Genomic DNA, 24860 nt, shown 5'->3' with positions numbered 1-24860 from the left:
CCTTTGCGTTGTTATAACAACTACTGAAACGTTTATGTTCAAGCAGTTATTTTACAAAACCGCCCCGAACCAGAGGCAATATATTCATAGTCACTGAATAATGATCATTAGTGACACATTGTGTTTTAGTACAAAGTTCGTGCCAACGCTCGTGCGCACACAAGACTGGCCTTTGAACAGCGGATGATTTTGGGATAAAAAAGGCCTCCTGATGGAGGCCTGGGGCGGTATTGATTACAAAAAATCTTTCTTAATTACGTACAATTTTTTGTATTTAGTGAAATTTTTTGAAGTAGGATTTTTTTTACAAAAAAAAGTATTATGAGGCATTAATTTATTTATTGTCTATCCCATTATTTAAGAACCATAAAGTCGATTATAGTTATTGAGGGGTGTTTTTGCGTACCATTTTAAACAAAAAGGAAGGCCATAACCTTCTCAGGTATACAGCGGCCATTTCGGTAAGCCCGCCAATGAAAGCCTCCTTTTGATCCTGGGCGGCGGCATGCAGGATTTTCCGGGCGCAGACATCGGCGGGCATTCCTTTTGCCTGATTGGCATCCATTTGCCCGTACTTGTCACCCTGGCTATCCAGGGCATTCAGCGATACGTTGGTCTTGATGTACCCCGGACACACTACGGTCACGCGTATGTTATCATCAAATACCTCGGCCCGCAGTGAATCGTAGAACCCGTGCAAGGCGTGTTTGGCCGCATTATATCCTGAACGCATGGGGGTACCTACCTTACCCGCCACACTGCTGATGACGATGAAATGCCCGTTTTGTTGCGAGATCATGTAAGGCAGCACGGCCTTCGTAAGGGCCACGGTACTAAAAAAATCAACATCCATGATCCGCTGGTAAACGTCCAGGGAGGTATCACGCACATACGAACGCTGACTTACGCCGGCATTGTGTACCATGACGTCGATACGGCCGAAGCGGGTTATGATTTCGGCCGCTTTTTCGGCCGCTAACTCAAATTTCGTCACGTCCAGTGGAAGAACCATGACGCGTTCGGCTGGGAGACTGGTACTTTGCTTCACACGTTCGAGTTCTTCGACGCGACGGGCGCTCAGTACCAGGGTAGCGCCCGCTTTGGCAAGTTCAAGGGCGAGGGCTTCGCCAATGCCTGAGGAAGCGCCGGTGATCCAGACGACTTTTTGATTGAAGTAGGTGCTCAAAGGGAAGTTGATGGTTTTTGAAAAGAATCGTTATGAATTTGTTGGGTACCGTAGCTGCCCGCCGTACTCGCTCACATCCAGGGTAGCCATAAGACCTACCGGCAGAGCCCGGTTGTCGGCCACATGGCCGACTGGAAAATCGAAACAGATGGGAAAGCTGTACTCCTGGGTATGGTCCGCTATGATTTCGTAGGCAGTTTTTCCAAAAGCCGGATCCGAATTATCGCGCACTTCGGTAAACTGACCCACGATCAATCCCGCCAGATTTTGGAGTTTTCCGGCGCGCTTAAGCTGGATCATCATGCGATCGATGTTGTAAAGGTACTCATTGATGTCCTCGATGAACAGGAGGGTACCTTGTGTGTCAACCTCCGAACTCGACCCAACCAAATGAGCCAGTAGACACAGATTGCCCCCCATGACTAATCCGTCAGCGATTCCTGGCCGATTGAGTGGATGTGCAGGAACCGAATAAGCCATACTTTCGCCAAAAAGAGCTTTTCGAAGCGATTCCAGCGCCTGCTCGCCGCCTTCATGAGCCATTGTCTTCACCATAGGGCCGTGGATGCTCGCGTAACCAAGGGTACCCAGGTGAGCCAACAGCGCAGTCAGATCACTGAAACCAACCAGCCATTTGGGCGATTGCTCGAAAGCTGTAAAATCCAGATCATCTACTATTCTCGAACAGCCATAGCCGCCCCGCGCCGCCAGAATGGCCTTTACATCAGGATTGTCCAGCAGGCTTTGCATATCGTCGCGGCGTTGCTGATCGGTACCTGAATACTGGTAGTACTCGCTCCAGAGTGTCGGGCATTCGACCACATTCAGGTGCCACTCGTTCCTTAAAACATGGAGTCCGGCGACACAATCGTCATAGCTGACTTTACTCGCCGGAGCCAGCACACCCACGGTATCGCCAGGCTGTAGATAAGGAGGGAGAAGGAGGGATAGGGTCATCGGGAGAAAGTCAGGTGTTTAAAGAAGCAGGTTGGTAGCGGTCAATGTCCGAAACCCGCACGGCAATATCGCCTTGCACGCTCGTATCGAACATGGGTTCAAACTTAGCTCCCCAGAGCAGCTCTTCATAATGGTACGAAAACCGGACGTGGACCTGCTGCATGAAGGTTTCGTCGATGGCCCGGATCATGATTAGAAATTCGGCGTCGGCATCAGCCAGGCTTTTCTCCGTTGCGTTAGCCAGTGGGCTGTCTTCGGTAATGGGATGGACCAGGGTCCAGTTGAGCGGAAAAAAATTCACGTGATCACGCTCCAGATCCAAGGGGTAGTATTTGCGGATTTTAGCGCCACTCGGCAGGGTATCGAGGCACGAAAGCGTCATTTCCACATCCAGGTCGATCAATTCGTTGTCCCGTTCGTGGATAATGCGGAACATCAGGCCGTTGATGTCCAGGTAGGGCGCCACGACAATATTTTTACTGAATCGGATGCGGGGTACCGAGCGGGAAAAACGCCCGTAGAACAAGCCCGTAGCCAGCGCTATGAGCAACAAACCAATCAAGGCCTCTAGCCCCGCCACACTATTGGCCCAAAAGCCCGTAGGACTTATGCGACCGTACCCTACGGTCGTCAGGGTTTGGGCACTGAAGAAGAAAGCTTCCCAAAAGGCAGGTTGCTGGTGCTCGTTACTGATACCTTCCAGGTATTCAATCCCAATGAACAGATAAAGACAGGCAAAGACAATATTGAGTAGGAAATAAAAGAGGAAAATAATACCGAAAAACTTTCTCCAGCCCAGAATGATCAACCGATGGTACCAGTTGACACTATTCAAGAACGAGTCGCCTACCCGTCTTACATTAAAAGTGCCGTCTTTATTGATCAGCCGGACCCGTTCACTAGTTATTTTGGTGCCAAATCCAAGATCCTTGCGGTTTTCTTCCTGGGTCAGCATGGAACTCTTGGAACGGGAAGGTATTTTTTTTGCCATGTTTTTTATTCAGTGGAGAGTCGACAATGTCTGCTCCCTGGATCACCAACTGCATACGATTGAGTGGTAAAGTAGTTGGCTGAAACCAGTAATACTAAAAATAAAGAATAGGGATCTGTGATACACCGGACTATACGCTAAATAAAAACCACCTCCTCAATTAAATCACCCTTCATTTCACGGTTGATGAGTTCGATGATCTTTTTCTTGGCGTGAACGAGTTCATTGCGCAGGGGAGCCGATTCAATCTGTAAAAATAATACCCGGTCTTTCACATACACTTTCTGGGTACGTGAAGATATGGGCAGGCCCATGATTTTCTCCCAGTGGGCACTCACGTAGCTTTCCTCAAAACCCTTTTTCATGTGATGCGCACTGAACATGCGCTCAATAGCCTCTTTCAAGGGCGTAACGCCGGGCTTGCGGGCGGCCCGCTCTTTATCGAATTTGTAGTATTGAGCCATGTTTTGAAGATGCTTTGTACAAAGATAGGGAATAACTTTGACCGAAAAATCCCCCGAAAGGCGAAGGACAGCGATGCAGAGCAGAAAAATCAGTTTCGCAAAAAATACCGAATCGGGCTTGGAATTCCCTGCATTGGGGCTTAATATTGCGTCATCAAGTCAATTGCTTCACCACCGGCGGTTGATTTATAAAGAAGAGGCTAGAGAATGGGCTCACAGAACCTCTGGCAACCTATCCCACGCGCAACCGGGACAAGGTGCTAACTCCCACCTAAGCAGTTAGGAAATATAAACTCAAACCGCGCATGAATCAGAACCAACCTCATTCCGTTTTCGGAGTAGCCCGCTGCTACTCACCTGTACCATCTCAACTTGCTAGGGCCAGCCGGGATGGTGTTTTTTGTTGCATGTGTATCTAGCGCGGAAGAATTCCTTTTGGGTTTTCTTTCTGCTGCTATACATGGCTGCACATATTTCCTGTGTTTCCGGTACATCGCAAATAAGAAGACTACCCTACTGAAAATCAGATAAATAGTATAAAATGCTCGCAGTACAACAATTACACAATTAAACCCATAACCAATTATGTCACAAGATCCCCAACGTTTCGAAACTCTCCAACTGCACGCCGGCCAGGAGCCAGACCCCACGACCAAATCGCGGGCGGTACCCATTTACCAAACGACCTCTTACACGTTCAATGATTCCGAGCATGGTGCTAACCTGTTCGCTTTGAAAGAGTTCGGGAATATCTATACCCGTATTATGAATCCTACCACCGACGTGTTCGAGAAGCGCATGGCAGCCCTGGAAGGCGGCGTAGCGGCGCTGGCCACGGCGTCGGGCCATGCCGCGCAGTTTTTGGCCATCAACAACATTACATCGGTCGGTGATAATTTCGTTACGACTTCCTTCCTGTACGGCGGTAGCTACAACCAGTTCAAGAATTCGTTCAAGAACATTGGCGTGGAAGCTCGCTTCGCGGATGGCGACGACGTATCGAGTTTCGAAAAACTGATCGACGACAAAACCAAGGCGATCTACCTCGAAACCATCGGCAATCCGAGTTATAGTGTCCCTGATTTCGAGGCGTTTGCCGAACTAGCCAAAAAGCATGATCTGCCCATCATCGTGGACAATACTTTCGGCGCGGGTGGGGCGATCTGCCAGCCGCTCAAATGGGGTGCTCATATCGTTGTCGAGTCGGCTACCAAGTGGATTGGCGGTCATGGTACCACAATGGGGGGCGTCATTGTGGATTCCGGCAAATTCGACTGGGGTAACGGCAAGTACCCCCAGTTCACCGAGCCATCGCCCAGCTACCACGGCCTGGTGATGAACGATGTGTTTGGCATGAACGGACCGTTTGGTAACATTCAGTTTATCATTCGGGCACGGGTGGAAGGTCTGCGCGACTGGGGCCCAAGCCAGAGTCCATTCAATTCGTTCCTGCTGCTACAAGGCCTCGAAACCCTATCGCTTCGGGTAGAGCGGGCCTGTGAAAATGCCCTGGCCCTGGCCCAATGGCTGGAAGGCCATGCCGATGTGGAATCTGTAAATTATTCCGGCCTGGCGTCCAGCAAGTACCATGCGATAGCAGCCAAGTACCTCACACGGGGTTCAGGAGCGGTGCTTTCTTTTAAGTTGAAAGCCGGTAAGGAGGCAGCCGACCATTTTGTAAATTCATTGAAGATGATCAGCCACCTGGCCAATGTGGGCGACTCCAAAACCCTGATCATTCATCCCGCCAGTACCACGCACTCGCAACTTTCCGCCGCCGACCAGCTCACCGCGGGTGTTGCGCCCGGCGAGCTGCGTGTATCGGTAGGGATCGAACACATCGAGGATATTAAGGCCGATCTGGAGCAAGCCTTTGCCCAGATTTCAGTACCCGCCTGATTCGACTTCTACGGCTCCGGCAGCAAACCGGAGCCGTAGTTTACTTTTGGGAAAATAGTTGACTTACCGGATTGATTTGTCCAGAATCAGCGAGTATTCATTCTCCATTCCCTCTTTCCAATTCTCCATTAACAAGTGGTTGGGCACGTATGCAACCTGAGAAAAAGACCTTTAAATATCCTTATACCTTTACGCTCGAATCGGGCCGCGAACTGCCCGGCTTTGAATTGGCCTACACTACCTGTGGCACTCGTTCAGCCAATGACGATAACATTGTGTGGGTATGCCATGCGCTGACGGGTAGTGCCAATGCCGCCGAATGGTGGGACGGCCTGGTAGGTGCAAATACCCATTTCGATCCGTCCCGGCATTTCATCGTGTGTGCCAATGTGCTGGGCTCTGCTTACGGCTCTACGGGGCCGCTTTCCATCAATCCATTGACGCAGCAACCCTACTACCACGATTTCCCTACCCTGACGGTACGCGATGTGGTAGCTGCCCTGGACCTACTGCGCCAGGAATTGGAAATTGAGCGCATTAGCGTGTGTTTGGGCGGTTCTTTGGGCGGACAGCAGTCGCTGGAATGGGCTATTCAGGAACCCGATTTATTTGATGAGCTGATTCTGATCGCTTCTAACGCCGTACATTCTTCCTGGGGCATTGCCTTCAATGAATCACAACGGATGGCTATTCAGGCTGATGCAAGTTGGACGCAAGCTTCGCCCGAAGCGGGCATGCTGGGCATGAGCGCGGCGCGGTCCATCGCATTGCTGTCCTACCGTAACTACGACACCTACAATTTCACGCAGGCGCGCGACAACCCCGACCAGATCGATGAGTTTCGGGCGTCATCGTACCAGCGGTACCAGGGCGAAAAATTCATGAAGCGATTCAACGCGTTTTCCTATTGGGTGCTGTCCAAAGTCATGGACTCACACAATGTAGGGCGTAACCGGGGCGGCATCGTCAATGCTCTGGGTATGGTGAAAGCCCGTACGCTGGTGTTGGGCATCAAATCGGATATGTTGTTTCCGACAGTGGAACAGCAGTTCCAGGCGCGCCACATTCCCGATGCCGAGTACCAGGAAATTGACTCACTCTACGGGCACGACGGTTTTCTGATCGAATACAAGCAACTCACCCAAGTCATCCGGGCGTGGCAGGAAAACAAGGGTACCCTGGAGATGGCTTAGAATCCATACCATCACCGAAATAAAAAGCGGGCTCGGCATTCAATCGCCGAATCCGCTTTTTAATAATTGGTTATCTACCGTACCAACTGCACCCACCCTTTATACTGCAAGGGTACCCTGTCGCGTTCCACGGACTGGAACTGCACCGAAGCCTGATAAAAATACTGCCCTGAGGGTAAATCCTGCCCGGCAGAATTTTTTCCATTCCATTTCAAAGTCGCATCCGTTGTTTCGAACACCTTCGTACCCCAGCGGTTGAAAGCTACGAACTGAACCTCCTCCACGAAGGTAGGGCAGTTCAACGGAGCGAATTCGTCATTTTTTCCGTCGAGGTTCGGGGTAAATACATTAGGAAGAGCAAATTGCGGGCAATTGTCCCGGCATGCCAGATTACTGGGGGTGCTTTCCTGGCCAAAGCGATTCACCGCCGTGACGTAGTAGCATCCCGCAAAGGAACTCAGCCCCGTATGGGTGTAGTCCGTTGCCAAGGGGATAGGCGGAGGTAGCACGGAAGCCAGGTACGTCGGCTCTTCGTCGCGGTAGCGAGCGAAGTAGATTTTATAGGCCACAACGCCACGTCCACAGGCCGCGCCCGTGGCAGAACTTTCAGATGATTTCCAGCTAAGTGTGTTGGTATAATCAGACTGTCCGCAAAAGGCATCTGGGGATAAGGTAGCGCAGTCGGGAATATCCAGTGCCAAAACGGGTGGACAGGGCCGGGTGGTATCGGTGGGACTGACGCATAGGGTTTGGGAGAAATTGTACAAAAGCGCGGGCCTAACGCGGGTATTGTTATAAGAACCCACGGTTTCTACGCGATAGCAGTAGGTCGAGTCTGGCGATAACGTGATGGTATGGGTACCGTCGGCCACGAAGCGGTCGGTACCATCGTCCGTATATTCAAATGTTTCGAAACCCTGCACTTGCACTTCCGCAATCCGATTGAAGGTGCCCGGCTGGCTGCGGTCTTCCCGATAAATACGATGCAGGCGGTTGGTGTTATCCCAGGGTACATTCGCCATCCAGGCCAAGCGTACCTGAGCGCTGGTACCCTGCACCTGTTCCAGGCGTACACTACTGGCAGGTTCTGTTTCTTCGAGCTTTGTTAAGGTACCTTGATTGGGGTAATAATAATCTACGCGATAGCGGTAGGCATTTTGCGTGGTATTCAGGTTTTTATCGACAAAAAGCGTGTCAGGTACCCCCGCTTGCAAGCGGGTATCAAGGGTAGCTATCTGCGTAAAATCAGTACCATCCAATCCCGTGGCCCGAAAGAGCCGATACTGCGAAGGTCCGGCATCGGCTCCGGGAACGGCGACGGCCGGGCGGGTCCAGCGCACCGTTATGACGCCGCGCGTCTGGCTGGTCGAATCGACCGTGACATGGGTGATGAGGGGTGCTAGTTGGGGTAGGTCGGAGCAAAATTCAGCTGAGGGCAGACTACTACCACCTCCATTCAGGCGACCGGGATCATCGGCCAGGGTACCCTGGCGTGGAAAAAGTGCCACCAGACGGTAGCTATAGCTGATTCCCCGTTGTAAACCCTGACCGCCGTTGTCGTCCACAAAAAACGTTTCACCTACTCCCACGCGCGCTACCTCTTCGTAACCCAAGGCTGGCGACAGACCCGGCTGGCAAACCCCGGCCTGGAAATCAGAGCAACCTACTTTACGGTAAATGGCGATCTGCGCGCCCGGTATCTGACATTGATACGCACTCCATGTAAGCCGGAAGGCCCGCGCGGTCGCATCCGCCACGGGTTCGGCTCGCAGGTTTTGAGGTTTGGGACCATACACCCGTATTTTGAACGTTTTGATGTCCACCAGTTTCCGGAAAAGCGAGGGGTTAGGGAAATTAGGCCCGGCCGCATCCTCTACTTTGACCAGCACATCGTAAGGTTCCAGGCGAATATGATCGCAGCCGGTTTGCCAGCGGAAGGTACCCTTTATTTGACCCAAATCGTTTTGCATTACGACACTGAACTGGGCGTTCTGAGCTGGTACCAGGTCGCTGAGATACACCCCGCTGTTGGAAGTCAGCGTAAGGCGGTCGCCGTTTTTGTCATTGGCCGTAATGGTTTGCTGAATGAGGGTACCTGCTTCCACGCACAGGTCGGGTAGCGGATCGAGTCTGGGGCGGTCGTTGGGGCTTTCGATCACGATGATCTGCATATCGCGCACGATTTCCCCGATCAGTACACCATTGCGCCACTCTTCCACCACAAATGCGACATTGTAAAAACACGGCTTAGTCGGCGCATCCCACACCAGATCACCCGTGAGCGAATCGAGCGTAAAGGTCGAAGGCGTGGCGCCATCTTCAGTGGCGCCGATGGGTGGACCAAACGACGTTTGCCGGTTGGGTGGTACATACACGCCGAGGTCAGTTCCCTTTCCTGCCGACAGGCTACGCTGAGGAACCACCAGCCGATAAGCCAGGCTGTCTCCATCGGCATCGTAAGCTCCGGGATTATGAATGTAGCGCTGGCCCACGGCGGCCAGGTCGATCGGCGGGTTCAAGAGCACTGGAGTGCGATTAAGACCTAGGGAAGAATTGATGATAAGGGTAGTACGGACAAAAAAATCTATTTGCCCGGAGTCTCCACCACCAAGATTACAAATGTTGGCATTTCGGTTTATTATCGAGGTCGAGATTGTGAATCGTCCCGGAGCCGGAAACGTATAAGTAAAGGTGTACTCGTTTCGGGTAGTGCCGTTGCCAATGTTGGGATAGGGTACTTTCCGGTTGACTTGGATGGGGCCTACATCGCCGATATAAAAACTGACATTGTTCTGCCCGTCCGCCGCTCCTTTTCCGTTTTCTACGTCGTAGTAAGCCGTAAAGGTGATTTCATAAGTCAGCGAGGTATTTGAGATTCGCTTGGCGGTGATTTCGCCCGCCCGGACGTGGGAAGCCGAAACGTCTTGGGTACCTGCTGCCATTAGACACAGCACGAGGAGACACGGTAGTGGCTGTCGCATAGGAATGAAAGGTTTAGGATGGGCAAAGGATATAACCTTTCAACGACAAGCCAGCTGAAAAATATATGTACTCCGAAGGTTTTGATTAGATCGTTAAAAACATGTGCGTTATAAAAAAGGAGGTGTGCTATCTTTCATAAAATTCAATCGGCAGGTCATCCGGATCGGCAATGAACGTAAACCGTTTCCGCGTAAATTCATCCACCCGGACCGGCTCGGCTACCACGCCGTGATTGGTGAGTTCCTGAATTGTAGCATCCAGATCACCTACCTCGAACGCCAGATGCCGAAGCCCGGTAGCTTCCGGGCGGGAAGGCCGAGCGGGGGGATTGGGAAAAGAGAAAAGTTCAATGATATACTCACCATCCAGCGCCAGATCCAATTTATACGATTGCCGGGCTTCGCGGTACACCTCCCGAAGGACGGTCAAACCCAATACTTCCGTGTAGAAGATCTTCGACTTTTGATAATCGGAAGCGATAATGGCAATGTGGTGGATTTTGGTGAGGTTATTCATCGATTTTAGTATAGGTTATTAGTTAAAACGCCACGCCCAGCTTCACGCCACCCCAGCTATGCTCGCGGCCGGTTTTGAATTCCCGGCTGAGGTAGGTTCGGTAATATTCGGCGTAAATTTTCCAAAATTGAACCACAACGCCATAGTTATTTTGAAAAGTAAATCGATTCAGTTCGGAAGCTTTCAGCGTGTACGGACTATTTTGGTTGAATAACCCGCCTTGCAGCGTAGCATCGTACCCGACCGAAGCGCCCAGCGACTGACTGTACAAATACAACTGAAAATTGTGTCCTGAACGCTGAATGGAAGAAGTCAGAGGCGAATCGAACCTACCCAGGGTGAGCGTAAAGCCCGCCTGCACTTTGTCAGAAAGGGTACCTAGCCGGAGCTGGGCGTTGGAATGGATCGAGACGATGTGAGGTACCTCCAGCAGTTGCCGCTCGTGGTTGAGTTCGTAGTTGATCGCTACGTCGTTTCGGATCTGATATTGCCAGCCCTGTGGGTCTACATCGCCCGACCAGTGGTGGATGGTAGCCTGCATCCGTCCGGCAAAGGCGGCTGGGCCGATCATCCCGGTACTCAGCACCGATGATAATCGTTGCTTATGTACTTTATCGACCGAGGTAGCAAAAGATTTGAGCAGAATAACCCCCGCGAAAGGGCGGTCGCCCACCAGAATTTCATTGCTGCGGATACTGGTAGGCGTGAAGCCAAAATGCTCGAAGGCCAGTCCGTAGGTAGGCTCACTTTCTTTGAAACGCAGCAGGATTTTGGACAACGGATTTTTCCGAAAAACCGGACTACCTACCTCGAAGCTGTATCCTTGGGTGTAGTAATAGTCGGTTTTAGCCATGGCAAAAAAATCGTTGTCGTAATGAAACCGGAAGTACCCCTTGTCGTTTGGAAGAAATCGGAAATCCGCCGTTTGGTCGATGCGTTGGGCCGAAGACCAACTGGGGTTCAGTACGCAGAGCAGGAGAAACAAAAAAATGATTCGCATAGACCGGATGTACGTCACAGCGGGCCAGATAGATTTACTACGAGACCGGCGGAAGCCTGCTCCCAGGGTACCTTCAAAAAAATCAGCGAAGAACCCCGTTCTTCGCTGATTATGGATGGATGTCAGTCTTTCTTTGCTTTTTGCTTTTCCTTCTTTTCGGCGCGTTTTTCTTTCAAAGTTTTCTCCGACTTCTTTTTCTCATCCTTTTGATGCGATATTCCTTTGGCCATGGTCGTAATTGTTTTTACGAAAGTTAACGTTAATCGATTTAATGTATATGTGTAGGGTACCCTATAAAAGATAAAATTTTTACAATGCTTAGAATATCAAGAGGTTAATATGCTATTTTTTTGCGCATCCAACAGTCAGACCGACCTTATCTATTGCTTGGAAGATATCTCCCAGCGGAATTCCAACAGCGATAGGGCCCTACATTTCTGTGCCATGGCCTGCGGCATTGGCAAAGTCCGGTTAAGGTACCTACCTTAGCGAGCTAACCTTTGTATTATAGTCACCGATGGCAAAATTTGCGCATTTACAGAAAACAGAGTTCATGGTCAACCTCGCCCAGGTTGAATCCATATCCAAAATCATGAATGGAGGGAAAGAGGCCATTGTGTTTAATTATTACAGTGGTCGTTCGGATATCTGGTTGTTTGAAAGTTCCAGTGCTCGTGAAAAAGCCTTCGCCGACCTTCGCACCCAGGAATACACCGAGTATTCTCCCGTGTAGAGCACTGACGAACTCAAAGCATAAGCTTGTCCGTACTGTTCAAATTTTATTGAGCCACCATAAAAAAAGTACCCCGGAAGTTTTCGGGGTACTTGATACTGGCAGGACTCGATCCCATGGCATGGAATCGAGCCAGATTGGAATTATTTCTTTTGGTAGGCGATCCGGTAAATAGTACCGTTCAGATCGTCCGAGACGTACAGGGAGCCGTCAGGCCCCTGGGCCAGTCCGCAGGGGCGGTGCTGGACGGGACCGCTGGGATTTGCCAGGTCGAGACCCGCAAAATTATCCGCAAATACTTCGTAGGGACCCGACGGTTTTCCGTTTTTGAAGGGCAAAAAAGCGACGAAGTACCCTTTTTTCAATTCAGAGTTCTGCCCGTGGAAGGCGATGAAAGCTCCGTTTTTGTATTTAGCCGGAAACTGGGTACCCGTATAAAACAACAGGCCGTTAGGGCCGAAGTGAGCCGGGAAAGCCGCCAGCGGCGTGAGGGCTTTTTCTCCGCCGGTTTTCTTGCCGTCGCCGCCGTATTCAGGATTCAGCATTTTCTTTTTCTTGACGGGATCGTAATATACATAAGGCCAGCCGGCATCGTCGCCTTCGTGAACTTCGTACATCGTTTCGGCGGGCAGCAGGGCGCTTTGCTGCGGCGTATAGAATTGCGAATAAAAATCATGGAACTGTCCGCGCCCATGCTGCAACACAAAGAGCGAGTTGGTTTGCGTGTTCCAATCCAGACCTACCGTGTTTTTCAGGCCCGTGGCGTAGCGCAAGCCGTCCTTCTGAGTTTGGTTCTTGATGTCGGCCTTAAACCGCCAGATTCCACCTACCGTATCCAGCAGGGTACAGGGCATCATGCCCTTGCCGGTACCTGCCTCGCGGCAGGCATCATTGGACGACCCGATGTTGACGTAGATGTACCCCTTGTCATCCAAAGCAATGGACTTGGAGTTATCCCGACCCGTATCCACCATGCCGGTCACGATGGTTTCGGGTTGTTCGGGCTGGATGATTTCTCCTTTTTCGTTGAGCTTGTACCGAAAAATTCCGCTGTTTGAAGAAGCGTACAGGTAGCCGTTTTTGATAGCTACTCCCGTACCCTTGTAGTCACCGAAGCTCGTGGCCTGGTCGGGTACCCCGTCGCCATTGGAATCGTGCAGTCGGTAAAGGCCCTTGCCATCTTTTAGGCGGGAAAGTTTCACGTAAATATCACCTTCTTTAGAAGCTACCATGTGGCGGGCTCCGCCCAGTTCGTCGGCAATAACCATGGTGGTAAATCCCGCCGGAACTTTAATTTCTTCTGCAACCCTGGGGTCGCTCAGGGGGTAGGTGTGGGTTGTTACGGTAAAGGCGGCCAGGGCGGCGAATCCCGTCAGGGTAGCCGTCAGCAAGGCGGGACGAATGCGTTGTTGCATGGAAAACAGGGGAGGATAAATGAAAGAACTGATTTTCTTCCAAAGCTACGAATTGAATGCTTATACTTATTCAACCCTCAGACCACACGCCACAAGGTTACGGGCAAAAAGCTGAAAATTGTAAACTTTTGGGGATAGATGCCGTAGGATTGGACCGGTTTTTTGAAAAACGCACGTGTAATCCATCTAACTTTCAACGACCATGAATCATAACGACGATCCACAAATTCCACCTGACTGGAGCTATAATCCTTCCGCCTGGAACCAGCGCATCCCGATTATCGTACTGGCCCTGGGAGGAATGGGTATCGCTACCTACCTTACCCTCTACCAGCTCCGGGTGCTCAGTAGCGTCTGGGAACCCTTCTTCGGCGATGGAAGCGAAAAAATCCTCAACTCATCGGTGTCACGCCTACTCCCCATACCCGATGCCGCCCTGGGCGCTATTTCCTATCTGGTCGATGTCGTTTCGGGTATTGTCGGCGGCACGGGACGCTGGCGTACCATGCCCTGGATTGTGATTGTGTTTGGTCTGGCGGTGGGACCGCTCGGAGTGGTCAGCATTGTGCTGGTGATTTTGCAGCCTGTACTTTTCGATGCCTGGTGTACGCTATGTCTCTCGTCGGCGGTGATCTCGCTTTGGATGATCGGTCCCGCCATGGACGAAATGCTGGCTTCGTTACAATACATGAAGCGCGTAAAAAAAGCGAATAAATCCGTATGGAAAGCTTTTTGGGGAAATGAAAAGGCAATCAGTCAGGTACATTAAACTAGGTAAACTATGTGGGCACAAATTATCAATGTTATCTTGGGGCTATGGCTCATGGTAGCTCCTTCGGTGCTTAGCTATGACCAAACCGGGTCCAATAACGCGCATATCATTGGTCCCTTGGTAGTCACTTTTGCCTTTGTGGCCTGTTGGGAAATTACCCGGCCCGTACGCAAAGTCAATTTTCTGTCAGGAGCCTGGTTGCTGGCCGCTCCCTGGCTTTTGGGGTACAGTGAAACCCTGCCGATTTTAAACGACATGGTGGTCGGCGCGCTCGTAATTGGTTTCGCCTGGGTAGAAGGAAAAATCACCACCTCGTTTGGAGGCGGTTGGAAGTCACTTTGGACGTAGGTACCTTTCAGTCAGAAGGACTCAAATGCTCTCGTCGCAGCGCATTGACGAACAAATGGGCCCGGCGCGTGGGTTCGGGCAGGCGGTAGCCCCCGTCGCAGCGCAGGGTCAGATCAATGGCAGTAGGCAGGTCGATGAGGTGGCCGGGGGAAACAAAAACCGGATTAACTTTATTTTTGGTCCGCAGGGCCGCACCGATGGTGTCGCCCCGATGCAGCATGGGGGTCCAGTTGCCCCGCTCAGGTGCGGGATCATCAAACTTCCCCGCCAGCACCGATTTGCCGCAGCCAAAGCTGGGCCGATTGATCCACAGTCCCATATGCGTCGCGATGCCCATGCGCCGTGGGTGCGCTATGCCGTGGCCATCGAACATCACCACGTCGGGTTCAATCGTCAACTTTTGCCAGGCTTCGATCAGGGCGGGGCCTTCCCGAAACGTTAACAAGCCAGGTACATACGGGAACGGTGCAGTACTCACCACACCTACTTCTTCAAGCACTTCCAGGGTAGACAGCCGTAGTACCACGATGCCTGCGTAGACGGTTTCTTCGTATTTATTGAATGAAATGTCACAACCAGCAATCGTTTCTGGCTCAGCGGGTAGCGGTTCGATGCGCACACGTTCGCGAAGCCGTTGCTGTAAAGCTACGGCTTCTGCGGGAGTGACCGTCCAGGGGTGCAGGTTTTGATAAGTAGCCATAAGGGTTTTCTTTTTCGGAGTTAGCGGTGGCGGGTAACCCCCACCTGTTCACACCAGGTGAGCACGGGGCAGGCCGAGCAGTAGGGTAGGGTACCCATGCAGATGTGTTTGCCGAAAGGCATAAGCAAACGATTGATTTCGGTCCAAAGCGCTAGGGGTACCTGCTGTTCCAGGGCTTTCAATGTTTTCTCCGGGGTAGCAGCCTGCACGTAACCCCAGCGGTTGACTACGCGGTGTACATGAATGTCTACACTGATGGCTGCCTGGCCAGCAGCTACCCCCAAGGCCAGGTTGGCACATTTGGGACCAACGCCTTTCAGGGCCGTCAGTTGGGCAAAATCGGCGGGTAGCTGGCCGCCGTACTGCTCGACGGCGGCTTTGGCAATGCCCAGAATTGTATACGTTTTTTGTTCGGGGTAGGTACTGCCGTCGAGCAGCTCGGTCAACTCGGCCGGACTGAGTTTCAAAATGGCTTCGGGGGTACGGGCCACCGCAAATAGTCGCAGCGAGACAGGAATGGTAGTTTCGTCGAGAGTACGAATGGAAATAATGCAGGAAATCAGTTGCTCGAAAAGCGTGGAGTACCCCCGCTCGGTCAATTCGAACATGGCGGCTTTGGGGTAGGGACGGATGGCTTCCTCGATATGGTCGAGGACTCTACTTAATTCAAAATCAGGTTTCATGGAGATGGGGAAAGACTTATGATTTGCTTTGGTAGGGATTTATACTTTCCCATGGTTGTCCCAATGATCTTTTACTACCTTTCCCTCCTGATCCCGGATCAATGTGCGCACGTAGCGGAAACCCTTTATGTCGCCACTTTCTTCACGACTTCCCAAAAAAGCCAGGACGGCGTTTCCGGCTTCGTCGGTCTTGAGCGTTAGAGCATATTTTCCAAATTCCCTGTCAATCGTACTGGAAGGGGCGAATTTCTTAGATAACTCTTTGCGTAATTTATCACCGATCTTCATGGTCACTGTGATTCATTAAAACGAATAAAGGAATACTCGCTTTCTGCAAAAAAGTATGCCCGGACTCCCTGCTTCATCCGTGCCATGAAGCATTCGGTCTTATACAATCAATGAATCTCTGTCCTTGCCGCTCCAACAATCTGGTAGTCCGTCTGTTTTTGAACATAGGCAATAACTGCCATATTTTCCCGCTTCAGAGTAGTGGGGTTAAACAGTACTTCTCCCGATTGTTTGGGATCGACGCGAATAAACTGCCGCACCACATTATCGCTGGTCAGTGTTTTTCCGCCGTTTTCGCCGCGTTTGATAGGGGTCGTTTCGTGGCGTGAAACCAGGGCAAAGTTTACTTTACAGCCTTGATAGTCGCCCGCTAGGGCGTACTTCACTTTCAAAAGATTTCCGTCTTCGATTTTGGCATTCAAAATCTCAAAAGTCGTCACCGGTGTGCGTTTGGCTGCTTCCTGTAAGGCGTTTTTCAGATTGGCCTCGTTGGAGCCCACAATTTCGCGCGTACCGTTAATGACCATTTGCGGGGTGTAGACCGACTTGGAATGAAAGACCTTGGCATACTCATACTGCCTTCTCGTGTAGGCTTTATCACTAAACGGATCCGCCCAGCCCAGGTGATTCCAGTAATCGACGTGGAACGACAGCGCCAGTATTTTCGGGTCTTTGGTGTTCAGGTTGCTGATCGTTTTGGAGAGCAGCCGGTCGGCCGCCGGGCAACTGGAGCAGCCCTGTGAGGTGAAAAGTTCGATGACAGCAACGGGTTCAGGCTTTTCTACTTCCCCGGGTTTCAGAAAAGCCAGGCTACCTACGGTTACGAGCGACAACAAGAACATCCATTTCATGATCATGGGCGTTAAGTACTAGTGAAAGGATTGTAAATCAATGGATAAATTATTTATTTATAACTCTTTCGATCTGTTCTTTGTTGTTGCCCCTGGTATTTTTACGGAAGCCTGGCAAGCAGGAGGTTCTCCACGTAAGTACTAGCGAAGTTTAAGAAAATTTTAGGAAAAGGATGCTTTTAAATTCGGAAAGGCGATCTTATTTTTGCTCGCTAAAACCGTAAGAATAAGAACCTTCCTTCTGTTGTATGCGTGATTTATTGGACTCCAAAGAAGTGTATGTGCTGTTGATGCTAGCTTCCAAGTTTGTCTGGCTTTATTTTTCGGGCAAATACTCCATCTCATTTTTAGTAGAATATTCCTCAACTCGTATGCTGGGCATTCGGGCTCAGTCCATCGCCCCGCTGGTCTGGGCGTTGCTGTGGATTGGTTTCCTCTTTCTTTGCTAATCGAAAGGTATCAGGTGCACTTTGTTGCACGAAGGCGGTAAAGCGTTATTTTGGCTTTTTGTTTTGACAATATATAACCAAAAGCCAAAAATGCCTCAGCTCGACCTGAACTTCGTCCGCAATCAATTCCCTGTATTTAGTACTGATCTGGGCCAAAAAATCGGGTTTCTGGATAATGCCGGAGGTAGCTACGTAACCGGAGCCGTCATTGACCGCCTCACCGATTTTTACACGAATTACAAAGTACAGCCCTACGGCGCCAATCCGCTTTCTAATAAAGCAGGAGAAGCGATGGATTTGGGTCGACACACCATAGCCGCCCTTCTGAATGTACCTCCTGACCGGGTGACACTGGGTGCTTCCTCTACTCAATGCTTCAACACCCTGGCGCAAGCCTGCGCGCCCCTGTTTCAAAAAGGCAGAGAAGTAATCGTATCCGAGCAGGATCATGAATCCAATATCGGCGGCTGGGAACGCCTCTGCCAGCAGCAGGGGGGGACCTTGAAAATCTGGAAAGCAAATTCCGAAACCGGGGAATTGGATGTTGCCGACCTGGAAAAACTACTGAGTCCAAAAACGGTTTTGGTGGCCGTCACCCACAGTTCCAACATCATAGGTACCCTCAACCCCATCAACGAGATCGCGCAACGGGTTCGGCAGGTAAACGCCCGACTCGTGGTGGATGGCGTATCGTACGCTCCGCACTGCTGGCCCAATCTGGATGAGCTGGACGTGGATGCCTACGTGTTCAGTACCTATAAAACCTACGGCACGCATCAGGGTGTAATGGTCGTGCGGGAGGATTTTCTGGACGAACTGACGCCGCAGTGCCACTTTTTCAATGTACCCTATTCTGCCAAACGCCTCGATACCGCCGGGCCCGACCATGCCGCCATCGCGGCCCTGGCCGGAATCGGGGATTATTTCGAAACCTTATACCACCACCATTTCGGGGCAGACAAGGTACCCCTGCACGTGAAAGCCCGCGCGATGGCAACGCTGATGAACCAGCACGAAATGAAGCTGTGTACCTACTTGCTGGAAAACCTGGCGAACTTGCCGGTGCGGATTTTTGGCCGCCCCGGGCCCGAGCAGCGGGAAGCGAACATTGCGCTTTCGAGTCCAAAAATTTCATCGAAAGCGCTCGCCGATGGGTTAGTCGACTACACTGTTGCCGCCAAGAATGGCCACTTCTACGCCTACCGACTTTTGCGGGCGATGGGTGTGGAGGATATGAACGATGGGGTACTTCGAATCAGCCTGTCACATTATACTACGCAGGACGAGGTAGAGCGGTGCGTAGCGGGACTGCGGGCGTTGTTAACGGAAAGCTAATCGGAATTGATCAAGGAAGAAAAGCAGAAGTTAAAAGGCTTTTTGCAAAAATTGGGGTACCCTGTCATTTTCTCAGCATCAACCCCTATATTTAACCAAACAAAAAACTTCATTTCAATGAAAAGACACTATGCACTCTGTTACTTTCTGATTTTTGGATTATTTTCTTTTGTAAAAGCACAAAACACGGTTGTTGATAAAATCATCAAAGAAGAGAAGGAGAATTCGCAGCTTGAAAAAATTGCCCACGAGCTGATGGATGAAATCGGCCCCCGGCTGGTAGGTAGCCCAAAAATGAAGCAGGCTCACGACTGGGCCGTGGAAAAATACAAAGGCTGGGGAATTGCGGCCCGCAATGAGAAGTGGGGCGAATGGCGGGGCTGGGATCGTGGCATTACGCATATCGACATGGTGAGCCCCTGGGTAAAAACCCTGGCGGGTACCCAACTGGCCTGGAGTCCGGCTACCCCCAAAGGCGGTGTGAAAGGGGAGGTGATTATTCTGCCCGAGTTTGCCGATTCGCTGGCATTCCAGAAGTGGCTACCCAGCGTGAAGGGCAAGCTGGTGATGATTTCGATGCTACAGCCCACCGGGCGGCCCGATTATAACTGGAAGGAATTTGCCACGGAGGAGTCGTTCGACAAACTTAAAAAGGAGCGCGAAGAAATGACCAAAGCCTGGGATCTGCGCGTACAAAAAACGGGCAAAGGACGGCGCGACCTACCCCTGGCGCTGGAAAACGCCGGAGCGGTGGGCATCCTGACTTCGTACTGGTCGCAGGGATTCGGGGCCAATAAGATTTTCAGTGCCTACACCAAAAAGGTACCTACCCTGGATCTCAGCCTGGAAGACTACGGCCTGGTGTACCGCCTGGTCGAAAGCGGAGAAAAACCTACGCTGAATATCGTGGCCGAATCGAAGGAAACGGGCGTGGTACCTACCTTCAATACCATCGGCGAGATAAAAGGCACCGAGAAGCCCGATGAATACGTAATGCTTTCGGCCCACTTCGATTCGTGGGACGGTGGCACGGGCGCTACCGACAACGGTACGGGTACCATCACCATGATGGAGGTAATGCGCGTGCTAAAAGCCGTTTATCCCAATCCCAAGCGGACGATTCTGGTTGGACACTGGGGCAGCGAAGAACAGGGGCTCAACGGTTCCCGCGCCTTCGTGAAGGATCATGCCGATATGATGCCCAAAATTCAGGCACTTTTCAATCAGGACAATGGTACGGGTCGCGTGGCGAGTATTTCGGGGCAGGGCTTCGTGCAGGCTTACGACTACCTGGGGCGCTGGCTCAGGCCGGTTCCCGATGATATCACAAAGGGTATTACCTACACCTTTCCTGGCAATCCGGGCGGCGGCGGGTCTGACTACGCTTCTTTTCTGGCCGCCGGGGTACCTGCCTTTTCCCTAAGCTCGTTGAGCTGGTCGTATGGCAACTACACTTGGCACACCAACCTGGATACCTACGACAAGATTGTGTTCGACGATGTGCGCAACAACGTGATTCTGGCCGCTATCCTGGCCTACGAGGCCAGCGAGGATGATAAAATGACTTCACGGGAAGTGCGGGTACCTGTGGGCCGCAACGGCGAGCCTACCACCTGGCCTACTCCACGAGATGCTACCCGTCGGGGAGGGATAGATTAAAGTTCCGCCGATTCAGGGCGGCACCAAATGATTGAATAGGGGAGAACTTTGAACCGAATGCGTTCGGGGTAGTTGTTAGGGAAGTATCTGTCGTATTTTTCAACAACTAATCCTTACAAAAATGGTACAAGTAGGAATATTGGCCCGGCTGAAAGCCAAGGCCGGAAAAGAAAAAGAAGTAGAAGAGTTTATCAAAGGAGCCTTGCCGCTGGCACAGGCCGAAGAAGGTACCATTACCTGGTACGCGATCAAATTAAGCGATAACGAATTCGGAATTTTTGATTCTTTCAACGATACCTCGGGTCGGGATGCTCACATGAACGGCGAAATTGCCAAAGCCTTGATGGCTAATGCCTCGGCGCTTTTATCCGAAGACCCCACGATTGAATATGTGGATATCCTTTCTGCCAAAGGGGCAGAGTAGGTACCTTTAGGTAGAATCGGCAGCAATCAAAACAAAAAAGCGGGTGGTTCTTCGGAACCACCCGCTTTTTTGTTTTGAGCTGAAAGTCATTAACGGCTCATGTACATATTCCGTTCTCCGTATACCTTCAGAAAGAAATCGTCCTGTAAATCTTCAATGAAGAAAATCCCCTCACCTGTCGACTTCATTTCAGGTCCGAGTTCTTTGTTCACATTGGGGAATTTGTTAAACGAGAACACCGGAATTTTGATGGCCCAGCCTTTCTTGACGGGGTTGAAGGTTAGATCTGAAATTTTCTTGTCGCCCAGCATTAGCTTGGTAGCGTAGTTGACATACGGTTCCTGGTAGGCCTTGCAGATGAAAGGTACCGTCCGCGATGCGCGCGGATTGGCTTCGATCACGTATACTACGCCATTTTTTATCGCAAACTGCACATTGAGCAAGCCTTTGACACCCATCGCCAGCGCGATGCGTTTGGAATACTCTTCCATCGTCGCGATGATTTCATCGGAAAGATCGAAAGGGGGTAGGGTAGCGTGCGAGTCACCGGAGTGAATCCCGGCGGGCTCGATGTGCTCCATAACCCCGATGATGTAGGCATCTTCACCGTCGCTGATGGCGTCGGCTTCGGCTTCGATGGCACCTTCCAGGAAGTGATCGAGCAGGATATTGTTATCGGGAATATCGTGCAGGATCTTGACTACATGCTGTTCCAGTTCCTGCTCGTTGATGACGATCTTCATGCTTTGTCCACCCAGTACGTAGCTGGGGCGCACCAGCAGCGGGAAGCCCAGCGTACGGGATAAATCTACGGCCGCATCCGACGTCCGCACCGTACCGAACTTAGGGTAGGGGATGTCCAGCTCCTGCAACAGATTCGAGAACCGCCCGCGGTCTTCGGCCAGGTCGAGCGCCTGGTAGCTGGTACCGATGATTTTGATACCGTACTTGTCGAGCTTCTCGGCCATTTTCAAAGCCGTCTGTCCACCGAGCTGCACGATGACGCCCTCGGGTTTTTCGTGCTCGATGATATCGTACACATGTTCCCAGAAGACAGGTTCGAAGTACAGCTTATCCGAAATGTCCGGGTCGGTGGATACTGTTTCGGGGTTACAGTTGATCATGATGGTCTCATAGCCCGCTTCCTTGGCGGCCAGTACCCCGTGGACGCAGGAGTAGTCGAACTCGATGCCCTGCCCGATGCGGTTGGGGCCGGAGCCCAGCACCACCACTTTCTTCTTATCGCTGACAATGGATTCATTGTCGGGATTCTCCTGCGAGGTATTGAAAGTCGAGTAGTAGTAGGGCGTTTTAGCTTCGAATTCGGCCGCGCAGGTATCCACGCATTTGTATACACGTTTGATGCCCAGTTCTTTACGACGGTCATACACTTTGCTTTCTTTCACGCCCAATAAATGCGCAAGCTGACGATCGGCATACCCCTTTTGCTTGGCTTCCAGCAGCAAGTCTTTGGGTAGGGTTTCAAGATCGAACGCGTGGATTTTGTTTTCCAGTTCAATCAATTCCTCGATTTGCCGCAAAAACCAGGGATCAATCCTGGTCAGATTTTGGATGGATTTGAATGAAAGCCCGATCTTGAAGGCGTCGTAAATATGGAACAGGCGGTCCCAACTCGGGTGCGCCAGACTTTGCTTGATTTTTTCCTGGTCGCGTAGTTCGCGGCCGTCGGCGCCCAGGCCGTTGCGGCGAATCTCGAGCGACTGGCAGGCCTTCTGCAAAGCTTCCTGGAAGTTGCGTCCGATACCCATGGCTTCTCCTACCGATTTCATCTGCAGGCCCAGCGAGCGGTCGGCACCCTGGAATTTATCGAAGTTCCAGCGGGGTACCTTCACAATCACGTAGTCGATACTGGGCTCGAAGAAGGCCGAGGTGGTACCTGTAATGGGGTTGATCAACTCGTCGAGGTTGTAGCCGATGGCCATTTTGGCGGCAATCTTGGCGATGGGGTACCCTGTAGCCTTGGAAGCCAGCGCCGAGGAGCGCGACACGCGCGGGTTGATTTCGATGACGATGATCTGGTCGTTTTCAGGGTTGACCGAAAACTGAATGTTACATCCCCCCGCGAATGAACCGATGCCCGCCATGCAGCGGATGGCCAGGTCGCGCATTTGCTGATACAGGGTGTCGGGTAGGGTCATGGCCGGAGCCACCGTAATACTGTCGCCCGTATGAACGCCCATCGGGTCGAAGTTTTCGATGGAGCAGATGATGATGAAGTTGCCATTGCCGTCGCGCAGGAGTTCCAATTCGTATTCTTTCCAGCCCATCACACTCTGCTCCACCAGTACTTCATGGGTAGGTGAGGCGTGCAGACCGTTGGTAAGGGCACGGTCGAAATCAGCGGGCTTGTCCACAAAGCCGCCACCTGTGCCGCCCAGCGTGTAAGAGGGCCGGATAACCAGCGGGAAGCCGATTTCCTGGGCGATTTCCTTACCCTCCAGAAACGAACGCGCTATGCGGCCCTGGCATACGTTGGCACCGAGTTCCAGCATTTTGAGGCGGAACAGCTCACGGTCTTCGGTAGTTTCGATGGCTTTGATATCCACGCCGATGATCTTAACATCGTATTTTTTCCAGATACCCGCCTTATCACAGTCGATTGCTAAATTTAACGCCGTCTGGCCTCCCATGGTTGGCAAAACGGCGTCGATTGGTTTTCCGGCGGCTTTGTGTTCTTCCAGAATCTGGATGATGTACTTTTTTTCCAGCGGGAGCAAATACACGAAGTCGGCATTGATCGGGTCGGTCATGATCGTGGCCGGATTGGAGTTGATGAGGCTTACCTCAATGCCCTCCTCGCGCAACGATCGGGCCGCCTGTGAGCCGGCGTAATCGAATTCGCAGGCCTGGCCAATGACAATGGGACCTGAACCAATAATAAGAACGGACTTGATATTCGGATTTTTTGGCACGGTAGTAGTTTGGGTTTATAAAATAATACGAGCTTATACGTGCTTTTTGAACGCTCGCCGTACTTTTTCCCAACCGAAGTTATAGGGAACCGGCGAGGGGTACGCCCAAAAATTCCACAAAGTTAAGGCGCGCAGGCCGAAAAGGCTCACTCGGATTAGTAAAAAGGGAATTTCACAGATGTATTTTAAGAATAATCCTATATATACGAAGAATAGGATAATTTTTCCCCGCTGGGAATAAATGGAATCAATCTACTTAGAAAGCGTACTTCTTCCGGGTAGTTTCGTCAAAGAGGATAGGCAAACTCCAGGGTACCGGGTAGGGCTTCCCACGACGGTAATAAACGTCCCATTCGGGTAGAGACTTTACTGCCCTCATAGCTTCCTGGTCTATGGAGTAGTAGTTTGATTTTTTCATAAACGCAACCGAATCAGGTCTTCGATCACTTCCCGCGGTAACTTTTAAGAAGACTTTCACTTTTTTATCTCCTAAATTTGGAATCCTTGACCAGTCGATGTGGCTGTAAATGTATTCGTAAAATAGCTTCGCGCTTTTTGTGAATTTGGATTGGTAGGTTTTTGAGTTATCGAACCGCTCTTCCTTTACCAGCAGGCCATCCTGCATCGTCAGAACGCGTTCGCCTTCGTAGTAAGACATAGAGGGCGTCTCAAAGTAGCGGAGCAGTTTCCCAACGGGGATAACGAGCTCGCCACTCACCCAGTCAGCCCTGACCTTCCCATTCTTCACTTGCGAGCCAAACAACACCGACAGGTCGGCTTGAAAGTGTTCATCGGTTCGGGTGCAACTTTCGATAGCCGTTAGGAAAAGTTCACGGCCTTCCAAAGTCCAGATAGCCGTGTAGCCCGTCCAGCAGTCAATAACTCTACTGAATTCCGGTTTTTTATCAGTCTTGTACCACAGACTGTCCACGAAAAGCAGTTTGTCGAGCGGTTTGGTTAAAAGAGTGAGCGTATCGCCATCTTTGACAAGTTTATCACTGGCCTTTCCTGTTGCTTCCGCCTCTTCTGCAAACAAGATGATGAATATAGGTAGGAGTAAATATTTCATTGCGAACTATTTA

At 51.2% G+C, this 24860-nt stretch carries 23 protein-coding genes and 1 riboswitch; of the genes, 9 read left to right on the top strand and 14 right to left on the bottom strand.

The window, feature by feature from the left end:
- Positions 1-382 precede the first annotated feature (382 nt).
- From GBK04_RS05045 to GBK04_RS05030, 4 genes are all read right to left on the bottom strand, one after another.
- The gene (locus tag GBK04_RS05045; protein WP_152757433.1) at positions 383-1186 is read right to left on the bottom strand and encodes an SDR family oxidoreductase; all 804 of its coding nucleotides are present in this window, start codon (positions 1184-1186) and stop codon (positions 383-385) included.
- Positions 1187-1216: 30 nt separating this feature from the next.
- The gene (locus GBK04_RS05040) at positions 1217-2143 is read right to left on the bottom strand and encodes a S66 peptidase family protein (protein WP_152757431.1); all 927 of its coding nucleotides are present in this window, start codon (positions 2141-2143) and stop codon (positions 1217-1219) included.
- Positions 2144-2153: 10 nt separating this feature from the next.
- Entirely contained in the window at positions 2154-3134 is a 981-nt protein-coding gene (locus GBK04_RS05035; RefSeq protein ID WP_152757429.1) for an ion channel, read from the bottom strand.
- 137 nt (positions 3135-3271) lie between these two features.
- A complete protein-coding gene (locus tag GBK04_RS05030; RefSeq protein ID WP_152757427.1) occupies positions 3272-3598 on the bottom strand; it encodes a DciA family protein in 327 nt (108 codons plus the stop codon).
- Positions 3599-3781: 183 nt separating this feature from the next.
- A riboswitch (SAM riboswitch) is annotated at positions 3782-3893 on the top strand.
- A gap of 290 nt (positions 3894-4183) precedes the next feature.
- On the opposite strand from GBK04_RS05030, the gene GBK04_RS05025 reads away from it, so the two are divergent.
- Both GBK04_RS05025 and GBK04_RS05020 read left to right on the top strand, forming a co-directional pair.
- Positions 4184-5497, top strand: a complete 1314-nt coding sequence (locus GBK04_RS05025; protein ID WP_152757425.1) for an O-acetylhomoserine aminocarboxypropyltransferase/cysteine synthase family protein — start codon at positions 4184-4186, stop codon at positions 5495-5497.
- 149 nt (positions 5498-5646) lie between these two features.
- Positions 5647-6690: a homoserine O-acetyltransferase family protein gene (locus tag GBK04_RS05020; RefSeq protein ID WP_152757423.1), complete on the top strand. Its 1044-nt coding sequence runs from the start codon at positions 5647-5649 to the stop codon at positions 6688-6690.
- Between the two features lie 74 nt (positions 6691-6764).
- Here the strand turns inward: GBK04_RS05020 and GBK04_RS05015 are convergent, their stop codons facing one another.
- From GBK04_RS05015 to GBK04_RS05005, 3 genes are all read right to left on the bottom strand, one after another.
- Positions 6765-9671, bottom strand: coding sequence for a T9SS type B sorting domain-containing protein (locus tag GBK04_RS05015; RefSeq protein ID WP_152757421.1), 2907 nt, complete (start codon positions 9669-9671; stop codon positions 6765-6767).
- Between the two features lie 127 nt (positions 9672-9798).
- Positions 9799-10188: an SMU1112c/YaeR family gloxylase I-like metalloprotein gene (gene gloA2 / locus GBK04_RS05010; protein ID WP_152757419.1), complete on the bottom strand. Its 390-nt coding sequence runs from the start codon at positions 10186-10188 to the stop codon at positions 9799-9801.
- Between the two features lie 22 nt (positions 10189-10210).
- Entirely contained in the window at positions 10211-11188 is a 978-nt protein-coding gene (locus GBK04_RS05005; RefSeq protein ID WP_152757417.1) for a lipid A deacylase LpxR family protein, read from the bottom strand.
- Between the two features lie 517 nt (positions 11189-11705).
- Here GBK04_RS05005 and GBK04_RS05000 point away from each other — a divergent pair.
- A complete protein-coding gene (locus GBK04_RS05000) occupies positions 11706-11921 on the top strand; it encodes a hypothetical protein (RefSeq protein WP_373330723.1) in 216 nt (71 codons plus the stop codon).
- Positions 11922-12064: 143 nt separating this feature from the next.
- Here the strand turns inward: GBK04_RS05000 and GBK04_RS04995 are convergent, their stop codons facing one another.
- Entirely contained in the window at positions 12065-13336 is a 1272-nt protein-coding gene (locus tag GBK04_RS04995) for a PQQ-dependent sugar dehydrogenase (RefSeq protein ID WP_152757413.1), read from the bottom strand.
- A gap of 202 nt (positions 13337-13538) precedes the next feature.
- On the opposite strand from GBK04_RS04995, the gene GBK04_RS04990 reads away from it, so the two are divergent.
- A complete protein-coding gene (locus tag GBK04_RS04990; protein ID WP_152757411.1) occupies positions 13539-14105 on the top strand; it encodes a vitamin K epoxide reductase family protein in 567 nt (188 codons plus the stop codon).
- Positions 14106-14117: 12 nt separating this feature from the next.
- Positions 14118-14456: an SPW repeat domain-containing protein gene (locus GBK04_RS04985; RefSeq protein WP_152757409.1), complete on the top strand. Its 339-nt coding sequence runs from the start codon at positions 14118-14120 to the stop codon at positions 14454-14456.
- 7 nt (positions 14457-14463) lie between these two features.
- Here the strand turns inward: GBK04_RS04985 and nfi are convergent, their stop codons facing one another.
- From nfi to GBK04_RS04965, 4 genes are all read right to left on the bottom strand, one after another.
- Positions 14464-15156, bottom strand: coding sequence for a deoxyribonuclease V (gene nfi / locus GBK04_RS04980; protein ID WP_152757407.1), 693 nt, complete (start codon positions 15154-15156; stop codon positions 14464-14466).
- A 20-nt stretch (positions 15157-15176) separates the two neighbouring features.
- A complete protein-coding gene (locus GBK04_RS04975; RefSeq protein WP_152757405.1) occupies positions 15177-15839 on the bottom strand; it encodes an endonuclease III domain-containing protein in 663 nt (220 codons plus the stop codon).
- 39 nt (positions 15840-15878) lie between these two features.
- On the bottom strand, positions 15879-16127 hold the full coding sequence (locus GBK04_RS04970; RefSeq protein ID WP_152757403.1) for a hypothetical protein: 249 nt from the start codon (positions 16125-16127) through the stop codon (positions 15879-15881).
- A gap of 107 nt (positions 16128-16234) precedes the next feature.
- On the bottom strand, positions 16235-16978 hold the full coding sequence (locus GBK04_RS04965; protein ID WP_373330722.1) for a DUF1223 domain-containing protein: 744 nt from the start codon (positions 16976-16978) through the stop codon (positions 16235-16237).
- A gap of 248 nt (positions 16979-17226) precedes the next feature.
- Between GBK04_RS04965 and GBK04_RS04960 the strand changes: the two genes are divergently transcribed.
- The 4 genes from GBK04_RS04960 to GBK04_RS04945 all read left to right on the top strand — a co-directional run bounded on the left by GBK04_RS04960 (position 17227) and on the right by GBK04_RS04945 (position 20845).
- Positions 17227-17427 carry a hypothetical protein gene (locus tag GBK04_RS04960; protein WP_152757399.1) on the top strand — a complete coding sequence of 67 codons (201 nt, stop codon included), beginning with the start codon at positions 17227-17229 and terminating at the stop codon, positions 17425-17427.
- Between the two features lie 90 nt (positions 17428-17517).
- Positions 17518-18762 (top strand): aminotransferase class V-fold PLP-dependent enzyme, encoded by a 1245-nt coding sequence (locus GBK04_RS04955; protein WP_152757397.1) that lies wholly within the window; start codon positions 17518-17520, stop codon positions 18760-18762.
- 117 nt (positions 18763-18879) lie between these two features.
- Complete coding sequence (locus GBK04_RS04950) at positions 18880-20421, top strand: M20/M25/M40 family metallo-hydrolase (RefSeq protein WP_152757396.1); 1542 nt, start codon at positions 18880-18882, stop codon at positions 20419-20421.
- 121 nt (positions 20422-20542) lie between these two features.
- On the top strand, positions 20543-20845 hold the full coding sequence (locus tag GBK04_RS04945; protein WP_152757394.1) for a putative quinol monooxygenase: 303 nt from the start codon (positions 20543-20545) through the stop codon (positions 20843-20845).
- Between the two features lie 89 nt (positions 20846-20934).
- Here the strand turns inward: GBK04_RS04945 and carB are convergent, their stop codons facing one another.
- Positions 20935-23778: a carbamoyl-phosphate synthase large subunit gene (gene carB, locus GBK04_RS04940; protein WP_373330721.1), complete on the bottom strand. Its 2844-nt coding sequence runs from the start codon at positions 23776-23778 to the stop codon at positions 20935-20937.
- A 256-nt stretch (positions 23779-24034) separates the two neighbouring features.
- On the bottom strand, positions 24035-24847 hold the full coding sequence (locus GBK04_RS04935; RefSeq protein WP_152757392.1) for an energy transducer TonB: 813 nt from the start codon (positions 24845-24847) through the stop codon (positions 24035-24037).
- Positions 24848-24860 lie beyond the last annotated feature (13 nt).

Origin of the sequence: Salmonirosea aquatica (assembly GCF_009296315.1) — a bacterium.
GTDB classification, from domain to species: Bacteria; Bacteroidota; Bacteroidia; order Cytophagales; family Spirosomataceae; genus Salmonirosea; species Salmonirosea aquatica.
The sequence above is the reverse complement of the archived record's forward strand: the minus strand, read 5'-3'. Positions and strand labels throughout refer to the sequence as shown.